Here is a 14,535-nt window from a genome sequence, read left to right as displayed (position 1 = left end):
TGCTCGACGAAGACCACGGAAGGATCAGGATCTTCACGGTCGTATTCGAGCTCTTCATCTGCCTCGAGCTCCTCGTGGATTTCTTCGGCGATGGCGTCCTCAAACTCGTCGGTCTTCATATTGGAAGCGGCCGCGAGCTTTGCGAGCTCCTTCTGATTCTTCTTGGTGAATCGTTGACGCGGGTCTAGCTTGCGCTGGACCAAGATGTGCGCACGATGACGGCGCTTGCTCTCCGACGTGATTTTGTCACGATTGGTGATCCATTTGAACACCATCACAGCGATCATGAGCAATCCCAAGTAACCCAGGACTGGGTAGACATTGCTGACCAGGGACTGGAAACCAATGAAAGACAAAATAAAGCCGATTACACAGGAAGCGGCATAAACAGGGTAGAAGAGCTTTGGCTTCTTGCGGGTCAGTCGCTTGCCCAGCGCATAGAACATTCCGATCGCGGTGTTGAATACCATGCCGTAAATAACGAACGTCATGATGTAACCGAGCGACGGATTAAGAGTGTTGATGAGTGCAAGCACCGGTAGATCCTGACCATTGACCTGCGGCGCCACCATGAACAAGGAGACAACCAAAAGGGTGAGCAGGATGAGGTAGATGATGCCGCCAATAAAGCCGCCAATTCCTACTGCGCGGTTATCAAGGATGTTGCCGCCAATGACGATGGACATGGACACAGCACACATAACGTTCAGGCCGGTGTAGTTCAGTGCAGCAAGCCACCAGTGAGAAAGGCTGGTGTCGACGTTGTTGACGGCAAAGTCATTGAGCTGTGCGAAGTCAACGTCAGCAGTCGCGATGGTGTAGCCGGTGGCCAACACAATGAAAAAGATGACGAACGGCGTGATGGTACCGATGACGGTAGTGACTCGGTCGACGTCAAGTAAGCCCACGAGAAGAACCAGCACTAACATGACGGTCGCGCCGATCCACAGCTTGACCCCGGGGAACTGCTGACTGATGGTTGAGCCGCCACCAGCAAACATAACGAAGCCGATGGAGAAAAGAGTCGCAATGGTGGACCAGTCGAGAATCTTGGATGTAATCGGTCCCGAGATTTTGTCATACACTGCGGTGTGCTCTGAGGCTTGGAAATAGGAGCCCAACTGTAAAATGGCGATACCCGTGATGAGCATCAAACCTGCGGCTAAGGCGACGCCCCAGAATCCTTGGTTTCCAAAGGCTACGAAGTACTGCATCGCTTCCTGGCCGGATGCAAAGCCAGCGCCAACAATGACGCCGATAAACGCCATGGAGATAGCCAATGCACGTTTCAGCATGAGGAGATTTCTCGCATTCCCACACGCGCCGAGCAAAAGGAATGCGCGCGTCTTATCGCGCGCGGGGTCGGGTCGACTGTCGATTTGTCACGTGTGTCTTTAACCAGGTTACTTTCGTTTGCCCGGGAACTGCCAGCCAAATAGTGGTCATTTCGTGGAAAATTATGAAATCCGTTCAGTATTCAGCCCCAAAAGCGCAGGCTTTATGGCTATATCGCAGTGCTGATAACTAGTAGATAACGATTTCCTTGCACTTGGGAATCCTGTGAAGCTCCAGCGGTGGTTAAGCCACAGGTGCCGTTATGCGTGCAGCCCTTCTCGTAGGTGGTAGGCAGCGGCCACCGTCTACGTGTGTTCACCTTGTGACCGCAGGCTATTAGTCTGTGGAAGGATCGGTTCCTTCAATAAGGTCCTTGCGAGCGCGAGCCACGCGCGAGCGAATCGTGCCGACGCGCACGCCGGCGATCTTGGCTGCTTCTTCGTAGGTGTAGCCCAAGACCTGGGTGAGGATGAGGGCTTCGCGGCGGTCGGCAGGGAGGGCGTCGATAAGCGCACGTGCGTCGATCCAATCGCTCCACGTGCCTGAATTCTCGATTACTGGGGCCTGGGCCGCCGCGTCCTCATACTCCGTGGCGGACTTGCGCGGGCGAGCCATGTCGTGCCGGATGTTGTCCACCCAGACCCGCCGTGCCAGGGATAGGAGCCAGGTGCGTGCCGACGAACGCGCAGCAAAGCGGGGGAGGGCACCAATGACCCGCAAATAGGTCTCTTGTGTGAGGTCATCGGCGATTTCCGGGCCGCCTAGGTGGGCGAGTAGCCGCCACACGTCGTCCTGCGTGGATTTGATGAACTCCGTTAGCGCCGCGCGGTCGCCACGACCAGCCCTGAGGGCAAGGTCGGTGACGCGTGCGTCGTCATGTTCGGAGTGGTGTTTCACCACCATGAACTTACCAGTATGGCAGTTGAATCAGACTTTGCTGTCAATACTTATCAATTTGGACATTTCTGTTGCAGCAACCTATTAAGCGGGGTAGACTATTACCTGTCCGTGATTGATAACCTACCCCAATTATCAACTATTTTCTTTTAGGAGGCTTTCCATGACTAACTCCGAAGCTGACAAGGTGCTCAACAAGGGTCAGCGCCCAGCGGGTGGTCCAAACACAACCAGCCCCTCCGGCCAGCCGATTGCGACCGAGAACACTAGTATTACTGCCGGTAAGAATGGCCCTGTTGTTCTCAATGACATCCATCTGATCGAAAAGCTCGCCCACTTCAACCGCGAGCGCGTGCCAGAGCGCACGCCGCATGCTAAGGGGCATGGTGCCTTCGGTGAGTTGCATATCACCAACGATGTTTCCAAGTACACCAAGGCAAAGCTCTTCCAGCCTGGTACCGTCACCCCGATGATGGGCCGTTTCTCTACCGTTGCCGGCGAGCAGGGATCGCCGGATACCTGGCGCGATGTCCATGGCTTCGCACTGCGTTTCTACACCGAGGATGGAAACTACGACATCGTCGGTAACAACACCCCGGTCTTCTTCCTGCGCGATGGCATGAAGTTCCCCGACTTTATTCACTCCCAGAAGCGCCTTGGTGTGAACGGCCTGCGCGATGCGGACATGCAGTGGGATTTCTGGACCCGCAACCCAGAGTCCACCCACCAGGTCACCTACTTGATGGGTGACCGTGGTACCCCGAAGACCACCCGCCACCAGAATGGCTACGGTTCCCACACCTTCCAGTGGGTCAACGAGGAAGGCGACGCTTTCTGGGTTAAATACCACTTCAAGACCCGCCAGGGCGTGCAAAACTTCACCGACGCGGAGGCAGGTGAGATGGCCGGCAAAAACGCCGACTACCACCGCGAGGATCTCTACAACGCCATCGAAGAAGGCGACTACCCAATCTGGGACGTTAAGGTGCAGATCATGCCGCTCGCTGAGGCAGCTGAATACCGCTTCAATCCGTTTGACCTCACCAAGGTTTGGTCCAAGAAGGATTACCCGCTGGTTGACGTTGGATACTTCGTGCTCAACCGCAACCCGCGTAACTTCTTCGCCCAAATCGAGCAGGTTGCTCTGGATCCATCCAACCTCGTTCCCGGCATCGGCCTTTCGCCGGACAAGATGCTGCAGGCTCGCGTCTTTGCTTACGCTGACCAGCAGCGCTACCGCATCGGGCCGAACTACAAGCAGCTGCCGGTTAACCAGCCGCTGAATGCGGACAAGGTCAACACCTACGAGCACGAGGGCAGCATGCAGTTCCTCTTCAACGCTCCTGAGGATCCTGTCTACTCCCCGAACCGCCACGCAAAGGGCGGCGGCTACCTGGATGGCGACGTCAACGACCGCTCCGTGCAGGAGACCATCACCGCTCCGGACCTCTATGTGAATCCGGACCCGGCTGGCTTGGACCTTGTCCGTGCACCGTACGTGCACCACGCTGAAGACTCCGATACGGTTCAGGCAACTGACCTGTATGAGAACGTCTACAACGATGACGAGAAGGAGCGCCTGGCGGACAACATCACCAATGCAATGGCTGGTGTTTCCCCAGAGACCGAGGAGCGCGTCTACGCCTACTGGGGTGCAGTTTCCCCACGCCTAGAAAAGCGCGTTCGTGAGCTCTTCGCTGAGAAGAACTAGCATGTAATACAACCTCCTAATCACAGGCCTGAGCGTGCACTGCCATAGTGTCGCTCAGGCCTCGTGATTTCATGCCTTCGACGTCATAGCAGGGGCCCTGCATGCCGCTACTAGTGGTCTCGCTAGTGGCGGTTTCTTTTGCGGCCGTGTTGGATTCGGCGGCAGCGAACTGCGGCTCACCTTCTGCAGTGTCTTTGGGGGAGCAAGCGGTGAGAGGAAGAAGTACGGCTAGTGGGAGAATCAGTGGGCTGAAGTTTTGGGAATTCTGTATCTTTGCCCCGGCTTAAAACGGCGCGCCTGCGTTGTTTGCCGTGGTGGTGGCGATATTTTGAAGGGATGAACTCGCGTCTCGCTGAATCGACTTCCCGCCCCTCCCGCACGCGGGGAATCCTGTTGTGCATACTCCTTATTCTGCCGTTACTGGCGGGCGCGGCTATTGCTGGCGTCACGGGTTGGGATCCGGCCCGTGCCTGGTCGAGTGAGGGCACGGGTGCGCCCTCTGCCGCTAACGCTGATTCCGCAGCGCTTGGCGACGCCGCCCGCGCCGCCAGCGAAGCCCAAGCCCAAGCCGGCTTTCTTAAGTCCGGTACTGGCCAGCTCGCGACAGGAACTGGCAAGCTGAAGGAGGGGGCGGACGGACTTGGAGGGGGCGTCGACAAGCTGAGCTCCGGCTCGCAGGAGCTTTACGACGGCTTGGTTCAATTGCAATCCGGCACGGCACAGCTCGGCAACGGCGCGACGGAAGTGGCAAACGGTGTGGGTGCTGCGGTGGACCAGATTGTGGGGCTAAAGGTGGTGCAAGGCCAGCTGTTACAGGCCATCGATGGCACCGTTAAGGATCTAGAAGGCAATAACTCCGCAGAGGCGCGCAATATCAAGTCGCAGCTGGCTGACCTGCGTGTCCAAGTAAACAACTTCCAGCTGGATCAGAATCTAACGGACCAGCTGACCAGGCTGAAGGAGGGCTCGCGTGAGATTTCCAACCAGTTGGCTGTAAACGGCTATGGCTACCACGACGGTGTATACAAGGCTGTCGAAGGCGCAAAGCAGCTCAACGATGGTACGAAGCAGCTCGATGCCAAGGTCGATGAAGCGCTGAGCGGCGTAAAGCAGCTTGATGATGGCGCGAAAAAGGTCGACGGGATGGCAAAGCAGAACCAGTCGAAAGTGCAAGAGGTGCAGCGTGCGCTGCCTGCGCCGACGGGCGGAGTTCAAGACGTGCAGCTGCTAAGCCCCGTGGTGGCCTTGTTGATTGCGGTAGTGCTGACGCTGGGTGGCGCTTGTCTGGGGGCTTTTGTGGTGTGCTCGGGTCGCAGTCCGTGGTTGCCGTTGTTCGGTGGAGTAGTGGTGTTGGCAGTTTTAGCGGAGATAATGTTCTTCCTGCTGGCTACGGGTCCGACTGGTGAGGCCGCGCTGTGGGTTGGCCTAGCCGCAGCGGTAACGAGCCTTGCGTCGGCGGGGCTGACGACGGCCCTGCTGCGCTACTTTGGCAAGGTGGGCGCGGGCCTGGCAGTTGTGCTTGGCCTGGCACAGATTGCTGCGGTGGGCTGGTTCTGGAAGTCCGCTGTGGCGGCAGCTGTGGTGGGAGGAGCCTGGAAGGTTGTTATGGGCCTGCTTCCGCTGCATTGGACTACCTCGGCTCTGACCGTGGCGGGTAACGGTGGCGACCACATGCTGCTGTGGACGGCGTTGGGGGTACTTGGTGTAGCTTCGGCATTCTCATTAGGTGTTATGAAGCGCCCAACTGAAAATTCTGAAATCTAAAAGTCCCAGGTGGCGAACCCTTTTGGTCTATGAAAATGTAGTCCAAATAGGTATTGGTGCAGAGATTTCTGTGAATGTCTTGGTTTGGTTAACGTTCCATGATGAATTAGTGCTAGGGTAAAATTGCTCACAATGCCTACTTAGGGGGTAGGCAAACGGTTTCTCCAATCCGTTGTGAGTGATAGGGAATAGGGGCGACGCGGCTGCTGTAGGGGCGCCGCGTCGTTTCCCGTTTTATTGCTTTCTGGGGGCTTTTCGTTCGCTGGGATGCGGTTGCGTCCACTCGGATCTGTGGCCGATCTGCGTAGTTGACAACGAGGGTGTCATTTCTTACCTGCGGGCGTGCTTCGTCGTCAGTTATGCAGATCCGGGAGTCCAAGCCCGCAGTCCAAGCCCGCAGCCCAAGCGCAAAAGAAAAAGCCCGGCTAGAAACCTAGCCAGGCTGATGGTCGGGATAACAGGATTTGAACCTGCGACCTCTTCGTCCCGAACGAAGCGCGCTACCAAGCTGCGCCATATCCCGGAAAACCGCTTTAATCGGTACCCGAATACTTTAACGCAGCCTGAGCGTCAACCACAAAACGCCAGTTGAACGCCACCTAGCGTTCGGTGATACGCAGCAGGGTTGCCGAGGGGCGGCAGAATATCCGCACTGGCGCAAACTTCGAGGTGCCCAGGCCGTTGGAAACGTGCATTTTCATTCTGCCGAAGTCGTGGAGGCCCTGGACGCGGGCACGGTCAATGCCGCAGTTAGTGACTAGTGCGCGGGAGCCCGGCAGACAGATCTGCCCGCCATGCGTATGGCCAGACAGTGAAAGCTGGTAGCCATCAGCCTCGAACTTCTCCAGCACCCGCGGCTCCGGAGCATGCAGCAGCGCCAATGCCAGGTCAGCGTCCTCGTTCGGTGCGCCGGCAATCTCGGAGTAATCATCCAGGTCATGGTGCGGATCATCAACACCCGCCACCGCCAGCTTTACATCGCCGACCTTGAACTCCACGCGGGCCTGGTTGGCGTCGTGCCAGCCGTGCTCAATAAACGCCGCACGCATGCCCTTCCATGGCAAGTCAACATAGGAGGGCTCGCGTTTCTTTCCAAACAAGTACTTAAACGGGTTGACCGGGCGCGGTGCCCAGTAATCGTTAGTACCAAAGACAAACAAGCCCGGGCGGCTCAGCAGCGGGCCGAGCGCACGGAGAGTATCCGGTACGCCACCTTGGTCGGAGAGATTGTCGCCTGTGTTCACCACCAGGTCTGGGTCCAAGGAATCAAGGCCTGAGACCCATTCAATCTTCTTTTCTTGCCCCGGAATCATGTGCAGATCCGAGATGTGCAGGATGCGGAATTCTTCTTTCCCACGCAGCGTCCCCTTTGGGAGTAGCGGGAGCGTGTATTCCTTCAGCTCAAACTTGGTCAGTTCGGTGTAACCCCACGCCAGGGTGCCTAGGCCGGCGGCAGCAATGCCACCGATAATCGGGAGTATCTTCACCCCACACAGCCTACCTGGCGTAGATTGAAGAATATGAGCCAGCTTAAAGAAACCATTCGTGCAGATCTGAAGACCGCCATGAAGGCCCGTGAGAAGGAGCGCACCAGCGCCATCCGTTCGCTCCTCGCCGCCATTCAGGCCGAGGAAACCAACGGTTCCCGCCACGAGCTCACCGACGAGGACGTACTTAAGGTAATCGCCCGCGAGATCAAGAAGCGTCGCGAGTCCGCCGAGGTTTATGCAGAAAATGGTCGCCAGGAGCTGGCGGACGCCGAGCTTGTCGAGGTCCCCTTCTTCGAGGCGTACCAGCCGGAGCAGCTTGACGACGCCGCCCTAGACGCCCTCGTCAGCGAGGCCATCGCCGAGGTCGAGGCAGACTCCGGCGAGGCTGCCACCATCAAGCAGATGGGCAACGTCATGAAGGTTGCCACCGCCAAGGCTGCTGGCCGCGCCGACGGCAAGCGCCTATCCCGCGCAGTCAAGGCCAAGCTCGCCTAAGACGCAAAAAGAAATCCCGCCGTCTTCCTGCACTAAGCAGAGGAGACGGCGGGATTTTCAATGCGCGTGTGCCTAGAGGCCGAAGAGGTCGCGCACGCTGTCAGCAATGGCGTCGATGTCCTCCTGGCGAATGAGCGGCGGGGGATTGCCTTGCCGCTGGTTACCGAAAGGATCCGGGGCATGCTGATCGCCACTGGTTTGATCGGTCTCCGCGCCTCGGCCACCACCGTTAGAGGAAGGCGGTGGTGCGGAAGAAGTGCCGTCGGAAAGCTGCAGCGTGATTTCCGAGCCCTTCTTTAGCCCGTCTGGACCCGTGATGGCGCGGACCACGCGGCGGTAGGGAACCCCGTTGCCCTGGACCTGCGAAACCTTGACTTGGTAGCCCTCGGATTCGAGCTTGGAGCGAGCCTCGCTCTCAGACTTGCCGCGGAGGCCATCGAGGAGGGAGTTGACCTTGCCGTCGTCATAAGCCTTGTCGTAATCGGGGACCGTGCCTGTGGCAGCGGCTGCGACGGATGAAGCCATGGAATAGAAGGTGCGGGCAGGCTCGAGGCCGCCGAAGAGGTCGCCATAACCACACTGGCGGACTGGGCTGGTGCACAGTGAAGTCGTGGTGGTTCCGTCATTGTAGATGTAGGGAGCCGCAGCGATTCCGGAGTTAAATCCCAAGAATGCGGAGGACTGGTTGGACTCGGTGGTTCCCGTCTTGGCGGCTGCCTGGCCACTAAAGCCCATCATCTTGGCGGAAGCAGAAGCCGTGCCCTTGATGGTGTCCGCAGTCATGTTGTTGGCCAATGCGTTAGCGATGTTCTTGTTCAGCGCGCGCTCACAATTCGGCACCTTGAGGTAGACCTCATTGCCGTCTTTGTCCGTGATCTGCTTGATGGGGTTGGGCTCGCACCACATGCCTTCTGAGGCCAACGTAGCGCCCACGTTGGAAAGCTCAAGCGGATTCACTGCGGTAGGGCCGAGGGTGTAGGAGCCAAGGTTGGATTCCTTGATGTGCTGAGCGATCGACGTCTCTTCGTCGTAGCTGCCCTTTTCGTCGTAAGAGCGCAGACCGAGCTTAACCGACATATCCACCACGTGCTCCACGCCCACCTGTTCGATGAGCTTGATGAAGGTGGTATTCGGTGAATAAGCCAGCGCATCTTGCATCGTCATGGTTGCGGCATAGTTGCCTGCGTTCTCAACGCAGTAGCGATTAGCCGGGCAGCCTGCCGCGCCGCCGGAGCCGAGTCCCTCTGCTTCATAGCGAGTGGGGACGTCGAGCTGGTTCTTGATGCCGTAGCCAGATTCCAACGCGGCTGCCGCGGTGAAGACCTTGAAGACCGAGCCGGCACCGTTGCCCACCAATGAGTGGGTCTGCGGGAGCATGGTCTCGTAGTTGTCGAGGTCCAAACCGTACTTGCGAGAAGAGACCATAGCGAGCACTTCGCGAGTGGACGTGCTGGGCTTGACTACGTTCATGACCTCAGCGACACCCGGGGTCTTAGGGTCTGTCTGGGATCGCACTGCGTTGAGCGCCTGGTCTTGGACATCAGGATCGAGAGTGGTCTTGATGGTGTATCCACCGCGTGTGAGCTGCTCGCGGGAAATTCCCTTGCTCTCTAGGTATTCGATGACGTAGTCGCAGAAGAAGCCGCGGTCTTCTGCGCTGATGCAGCCGTTGGGGAGGAGGGAAGGGCTATCGAGCACGCCCAAGTCCTGCTTGCTGTACTCATCAGCTTCGGCCTGTTCGAGAGCGCCATTATCCACCATCGACTGGAGGACCAAGTTGCGGCGGTTAATGACTTCCTGCTCGTTGGTATAAGGGTTCAGATACTCGGAAGACTGGACCATTCCGGCTAGCATCGCCGCTTGGGGCACCGTGAGCTCAGAGGCATGGATGCCAAAGTATGTGCGTGCCGCGGCTTCTACACCGTAGGAGTGGTTGCCAAAGGGGACGAGGTTTAGATAGTTGGTGAGGATCTCGTCCTTGTCCAACTCCGCATCGAGGTCGGTCGCCATGCGCATCTCGCGCAGCTTACGGGGAATGGACTGCTCGGTTGCCGCGGCGCGCTCTTCATCGGTCTTGGCGTTAACCAGTAAGAGATAGTTCTTGACGTACTGCTGGTTAAGCGTGGATGCGCCTTGGGAGACTCCGCCTGCTGCTAGGTTGCTCCACAGCGCGCGAAAGTTGCCCTGGAAGTCCACGCCTTCGTGCTCGTAGAAGCGACGATCCTCGATAGCCACGATGGCCTTCTTCATGGGATCGGAAATCTTGTCGGGGCTCACCGGGTGACGGCGCTGCTCGAAAAGATAGGCAAGGCTGTTGCCTTTGGCATCCAGAATGGTGGTTACGCCCGGGGCGTCACCAGCAGTGAGATCCTGTAAGTCGGACTGCATGGTGTCGTTGGTACGGGCAACCGCCACGCCAGAAAGCCCCGCAAAGGGGGCAATCACTACGGCGATGAGAACTCCCGCGAGGACCGTGGAGAGGGCAATTTTTGCCAAGGATTTGATGACAGTCACGTTGAACACCCTACGTGGTGAAACTGTGAGCGGGGAATAGCAGACTCCCCCCTAAAGTGTGACGTGTTAGACAAGTGCTAACGCGTGTGAATACACTTACCGTTGTTACATAATATTCCGCCTGATGAAACATCATACAACGAGCGATATGTCGCGCGTATGGTATTTCGTCAAAATTGTTCGCAAGATTAGCGGGATAGGTAGTAGAGGAAGGAGCTACCCAGCCATGACCGTAAGCCTGAAGGTGACGGGTCCAGCCAAGTCGGTAAGTGCAACCGAGCGTGGTGAATGGGTAACTCAAGCTAAGTGCCGCAACGGTGACCCAGACGCACTCTTCGTGCGTGGCGCCGAGCAGCGTAAGGCCGCGGTCATTTGTCGCCATTGTCCAGTGCTTAATGAATGCCGCGCAGATGCACTAGACAACCGTGTTGAATTCGGAGTGTGGGGCGGTCTGACGGAGCGTCAGCGCCGTGCACTCCTGCGCAAGAATCCGCACATTACCAGCTGGGCGCACTACTTGGCTGAGGGCGGCGAACTCATCGGAATCTAGGGAAACCTAGAGCGTTATTTACACGTCATTTTGGCTGTTAAACCGTACGTTCGCGACGTGGTGCGCTCACTGATTACTCATAGCGTCGGGTCGGCATGGGTGGGTATTAACCCAACTAACGGAAAAGCCCAGTTCATATGGATTATTGACCCTGTCTACGCTGACCGTAACGGTAAATCTGTGCAGATGAAGTTGCTGGCGGCGACTACGCGTGTGCTGGGTGAGCTTTTAGACCATGACCCGCACTTTTCCCATCGCTTTAGCCGCCACCCGTTCTATACCGGCAAGGCTCCTACCGCTTATCGTTGGTATAGGCAGCACAACCGGGTGATGCGTCTTGGAGATTTGATAAAGCAGGTGAGGGATATGGCAGGACACGACCAGTTCGACCCCACTCCACGCCAGCAATTCAGCTCTGGCCATGAACTCATTAACGCGGTTAAGACCCGCCGTGAGGAAGCCCAGGCGTTTAAAGCGCTTGCCCAGGATGTAGACGCAGAAATTGCCGGTGGACTCGACCAGTACGACCCGGAACTTATCGACGGTGTGCGTGTGCTCTGGATTACCCAAGGCACCGCAGCACGCGACGAAACCGCCTTTAGGCATGCGCTTAAGACTGGACACCGTCTGCGCCAGCAAGGCCAACGCCTGACAGACGCAGCAATTATCGACGCCTATGAGCACGCCTACAACGTCGCACACACCCACGGCGGTGCAGGCCGCGACAATGAGATGCCGCCGATGCGCGACCGTCAAACTATGGCTAGGCGCGTGCGCGGGTATGTCACCCAGTCCAAGAGTGAGACCTACAGCGGTTCTAGCGCGCCAGGTAAAGCCACCAGCAGCGAACGCAAAGCACTAGCCACCATGGGACGCAGAGGCGGCAAGAAAGCAGCAGAACGCTGGAAAACAGACCCTGATGGTAAATATGCGCAAGCTGAGCGCAAGAAACTAACCGAAGCAAACGCAGTCAGGACTATCTCAGGCAAGGCGTCGAAGGCTCAGATTGCTGCCTGGTTTTACTCCGCATATGCACAAACGAAGGCATGGCCGTTGGTCAAAGAAGCCGCAAGCGAGTTTAACGTGTCCGAAAAAACTGTGCGTAGAGCTGTGAAAGACGCAGGGATTGTTTTACCGCGAGGGCGCACTAAAAAACTGGACAGGCCGTAAGCAATATACGGTTCCCCTGCCGTTAGGCAGTTAGATAAAAACTCACTTGAAGAAAACCTTGGAGAAGATAGGGGATCTGGTTCTCTGGTCGCTAATAATTTGCTACTGCTGTGTGCTTGATAGAGAAGAGAGACTAAATGAGCTCTTTTCTGGGGAGGAATCATTGTGCGGATTTTTCGGGTTGCTCACATCTGGGAAAAGGGTAGCTGCGTGTTTCAGGCCCGTGTTTGATTTGGCTTTTTCCTGGTCTGTGAAACTCGAATTGCTTTGCATCGTTTCTTTAATCCAGGGGATCCTTGAGACAATGTTGGTGTGCCACATGGGGCGGCCTTTCCCATCATTGCATTCTGGGTTGAATCCGCCGGCGGTGTGCACCGCGTAGAGGATGTTGTCTTTGTAGATGGGGGCTCCTGAGTCTCCGCCACAGGAACGTGAAGTAGTTGAGGATGTTCCTTTGAAAAGGTCGGTGTATGTAACGTTCCCGAAATTCAGGGAGTTAACTTTTTCAGAAATGACTGTCAACGCTGAAGAGGCATAATCATGGGGTTGCGCGTACCCGGTAAGTACGGCTTGATCTCCAATGGTTAACGGCTCATTAGCGAAAGTGAAGGCATCTGCGTGGATTCCTTCGCCTACTTTGATTAGGGCAACATCATCGTTTGATGATTTGGTATAGATAGCAGCGATACCTGCTACTTCACCATCTGATTGACGGAGAAAACCGTCCATAAACGGTGCGTTAGATACGCAGTGATGTGCCGTGAGCCAGAAGCTATCTCCTAGATAGCTTGCGGTGCAGTCGCGTCGAATGCGGGGTTCTTGTGGATTATCCAGGCTTGGGATTGCTGACCATAAAGCAGCAATCCGGTTATCGTTTACCGGTACTGTGCTACTTGCTTGTAGAGAAGCGAAATCACCATTGGCGTCCTGGGCTACAGCAGGAGAAGCACCCAGTGCGGTAAATGCGCAGGTGAGGATTATAAGACTGGTTTTAGCTATTTTCATGGTTACCCGACGAGATTAGAAAGGAGAACTTTTTCGCTTAACCAGCGTAGCCTGCCACCAAGCTATAAGCTGACCTAGTAGAACAACTCCTTGTTTCACTCTCATCTAAGGACCGCCAATGAAAGCTCTCTCACGCAAACTACTTGCTTTCGTCTCAGCAAGCTTATTAATCAGTACCACTCCCGGTACTGCAGTCGCGCAATCATCTTTTTCTGATTCATTATCGTCATCAGTGTCACAGGATACTTTTCCTGCTGATCCTAGTGAAAATACCGTAGAGGCAATCGACAATAAGGAAACGTCAGATGAATACCCCACTCCAGTACTGCCAGAGTGGGCTAAGGGGGCCTCGTCTGAAATTGTAGAAACTGAACTTTCACCGGAAGAAGTCTCCGAGTGGACTCCGACGAAATCTCCTAAATCTACTGTACGCCCTGGAGAAATGCGTAGCGATAGGGAAGAAATACCGGGTGATTTCACCAAAGAAGAGGCGGATCTTGCAGAAACAAAAGAAGCACAGCTGCAAGAAGAAGATAATCCGACCCTAAATTCTGCCCCAGGTTGCAAAGTTTACTGGCCTTCTCCTTTTGAAGTATGCGGTGCAATCCGGGAACTTTATGATTCCATTGGCGGACCGAAAAGCTTTCTGACGTTTCCTAAAAGCAACGAGCTAACTAATCCTGACGGTATTGGTAAAAGGTCCGAATTCGTCAACGGGTTTATCTATTGGCATCCAAAGACAGGCGCTCATACTGTTAGCATTCCTGCAACCGTCGTGTGGGCAAAGCATGGTTGGGAACGCGGACACTTCGGGTACCCAATGACTAATGATATCGCTCTCGGAGAGGGTTGGTATAAGCAGAAATACCAAGGTGGCTACATCTACACACGAAACTCCATTCCTGCAGTACAAGCAGGAATTCAGGGGCGAATATATGACAAATGGCAGGGCATGGGAGCCCAAAAGAGTACCTTAGGTTTCCCTATCAGCAGCGAAGAAAAAACACCTGACGGGATCGGGCGATACAACCTTTTCCAAAAAGGAATTATGGTTTGGCACCCCAAATTCGGCGCTCACGCTATAACAGGCGATGTGCTACTCCAATGGGTGTATTCAGGCGCTATTGATGGAGATGTCGGCTACCCTATTGGTGACCCCGGAGAAAGTGACAGTGACGGTTGGAAGGAACAAAAGTTTGAAAAAGGCAGCATCCACGGTAGCCAACTAGACAAATTCTTTCCTGACTTTATGCCTGGGGCAGGACTCGAACAAGATGCACCTACCCTACAAGGCAGTGGAATCGCTGGAGGCAATGATTATACCGATCAGGTGATGATGGCTACGCATGACCGATGTGGGGTTCCTGTTGTGCTACGACGGGGATGGTATGAACCTGATGCCAAAACACGTCCATATGGCCCTTGGGGTTACGACAAGATTCGGCACAAACATGGAATTTGGAACCTTTACTCGATTAGGCAATACATTCAAGGTCTGTGCGAAGCCAGGATGGAAAACGCGGACCGCATTTATGAAGCTCCTATTTATGAAGCTGTCCGCACTAATGATGGAAAAAAGGTTGGATCTGGAAGATCATTTGAAC

The 14,535-nt window shown here is 55.7% G+C and carries 11 protein-coding genes and 1 tRNA gene; 6 read left to right on the top strand and 6 right to left on the bottom strand.

Features of this window, described 5'->3' with window-relative positions; translation table 11 throughout:
* The coding region (locus HMPREF0308_RS07600; protein ID WP_005530333.1) for a YkvI family membrane protein at positions 1 to 1,295 on the bottom strand (1,295 nt) is incomplete at its 3' end.
* A 376-nt stretch (positions 1,296 to 1,671) separates the two neighbouring features.
* Positions 1,672 to 2,238 (bottom strand): RNA polymerase sigma factor, encoded by a 567-nt coding sequence (locus tag HMPREF0308_RS07595; RefSeq protein ID WP_005530331.1) that lies wholly within the window; start codon positions 2,236 to 2,238, stop codon positions 1,672 to 1,674.
* Positions 2,239 to 2,395: 157 nt separating this feature from the next.
* Between HMPREF0308_RS07595 and HMPREF0308_RS07590 the strand changes: the two genes are divergently transcribed.
* Positions 2,396 to 3,943 carry a catalase gene (locus HMPREF0308_RS07590; RefSeq protein WP_005530329.1) on the top strand — a complete coding sequence of 516 codons (1,548 nt, stop codon included), beginning with the start codon at positions 2,396 to 2,398 and terminating at the stop codon, positions 3,941 to 3,943.
* Positions 3,944 to 4,279: 336 nt separating this feature from the next.
* Positions 4,280 to 5,707 (top strand): membrane protein, encoded by a 1,428-nt coding sequence (locus HMPREF0308_RS07585; RefSeq protein WP_005530327.1) that lies wholly within the window; start codon positions 4,280 to 4,282, stop codon positions 5,705 to 5,707.
* A 446-nt stretch (positions 5,708 to 6,153) separates the two neighbouring features.
* Here HMPREF0308_RS07585 and HMPREF0308_RS07580 read toward each other — a convergent pair.
* Together HMPREF0308_RS07580 and HMPREF0308_RS07575 are read right to left on the bottom strand one after the other, a co-directional pair.
* Positions 6,154 to 6,230: transfer RNA gene (locus HMPREF0308_RS07580), tRNA-Pro, on the bottom strand.
* A gap of 76 nt (positions 6,231 to 6,306) precedes the next feature.
* Positions 6,307 to 7,194 carry a metallophosphoesterase gene (locus tag HMPREF0308_RS07575; protein WP_005530325.1) on the bottom strand — a complete coding sequence of 296 codons (888 nt, stop codon included), beginning with the start codon at positions 7,192 to 7,194 and terminating at the stop codon, positions 6,307 to 6,309.
* 33 nt (positions 7,195 to 7,227) lie between these two features.
* Here HMPREF0308_RS07575 and HMPREF0308_RS07570 point away from each other — a divergent pair, with 33 nt between their 5' ends.
* Positions 7,228 to 7,692 carry a GatB/YqeY domain-containing protein gene (locus tag HMPREF0308_RS07570; RefSeq protein ID WP_005530323.1) on the top strand — a complete coding sequence of 155 codons (465 nt, stop codon included), beginning with the start codon at positions 7,228 to 7,230 and terminating at the stop codon, positions 7,690 to 7,692.
* A 72-nt stretch (positions 7,693 to 7,764) separates the two neighbouring features.
* Here HMPREF0308_RS07570 and HMPREF0308_RS07565 read toward each other — a convergent pair whose 3' ends face one another.
* Positions 7,765 to 10,206 carry a transglycosylase domain-containing protein gene (locus HMPREF0308_RS07565; RefSeq protein ID WP_034657257.1) on the bottom strand — a complete coding sequence of 814 codons (2,442 nt, stop codon included), beginning with the start codon at positions 10,204 to 10,206 and terminating at the stop codon, positions 7,765 to 7,767.
* A 226-nt stretch (positions 10,207 to 10,432) separates the two neighbouring features.
* Between HMPREF0308_RS07565 and HMPREF0308_RS07560 the strand changes: the two genes are divergently transcribed.
* Both HMPREF0308_RS07560 and HMPREF0308_RS07555 read left to right on the top strand, forming a co-directional pair.
* Positions 10,433 to 10,756 carry a WhiB family transcriptional regulator gene (locus tag HMPREF0308_RS07560; protein ID WP_034657256.1) on the top strand — a complete coding sequence of 108 codons (324 nt, stop codon included), beginning with the start codon at positions 10,433 to 10,435 and terminating at the stop codon, positions 10,754 to 10,756.
* 57 nt (positions 10,757 to 10,813) lie between these two features.
* Complete coding sequence (locus HMPREF0308_RS07555) at positions 10,814 to 11,926, top strand: replication initiation protein (protein WP_239294874.1); 1,113 nt, start codon at positions 10,814 to 10,816, stop codon at positions 11,924 to 11,926.
* Positions 11,927 to 12,028: 102 nt separating this feature from the next.
* Here HMPREF0308_RS07555 and HMPREF0308_RS13290 read toward each other — a convergent pair whose 3' ends face one another.
* A complete protein-coding gene (locus HMPREF0308_RS13290) occupies positions 12,029 to 12,931 on the bottom strand; it encodes a trypsin-like serine protease (RefSeq protein ID WP_080548630.1) in 903 nt (300 codons plus the stop codon).
* 118 nt (positions 12,932 to 13,049) lie between these two features.
* On the opposite strand from HMPREF0308_RS13290, the gene HMPREF0308_RS13285 reads away from it, so the two are divergent.
* The coding region (locus tag HMPREF0308_RS13285) for an LGFP repeat-containing protein (RefSeq protein ID WP_005530311.1) at positions 13,050 to 14,535 on the top strand (1,486 nt) is incomplete at its 3' end.

The organism is Corynebacterium striatum ATCC 6940 (genome assembly GCF_000159135.1).
Classification (GTDB): Bacteria; Actinomycetota; Actinomycetes; order Mycobacteriales; family Mycobacteriaceae; genus Corynebacterium; species Corynebacterium striatum.
Note: the sequence above shows the minus strand (reverse complement) of the source record. Positions and strands in the feature narration are given on the sequence as shown.

What these genes read in the sequence shown, in the direction of transcription:
- HMPREF0308_RS07595 (WP_005530331.1), bottom strand. Translation starts at nt 2,238, where the DNA reads ATGGTGGTGAAACACCACTCCGAACATGACGACGCACGCGTCACCGAC.
- HMPREF0308_RS07590 (WP_005530329.1), top strand. Translation starts at nt 2,396, where the DNA reads ATGACTAACTCCGAAGCTGACAAGGTGCTCAACAAGGGTCAGCGCCCA.
- HMPREF0308_RS07585 (WP_005530327.1), top strand. Translation starts at nt 4,280, where the DNA reads ATGAACTCGCGTCTCGCTGAATCGACTTCCCGCCCCTCCCGCACGCGG.
- HMPREF0308_RS07570 (WP_005530323.1), top strand. Translation starts at nt 7,228, where the DNA reads ATGAGCCAGCTTAAAGAAACCATTCGTGCAGATCTGAAGACCGCCATG.
- HMPREF0308_RS07560 (WP_034657256.1), top strand. Translation starts at nt 10,433, where the DNA reads ATGACCGTAAGCCTGAAGGTGACGGGTCCAGCCAAGTCGGTAAGTGCA.
- HMPREF0308_RS13290 (WP_080548630.1), bottom strand. Translation starts at nt 12,931, where the DNA reads ATGAAAATAGCTAAAACCAGTCTTATAATCCTCACCTGCGCATTTACC.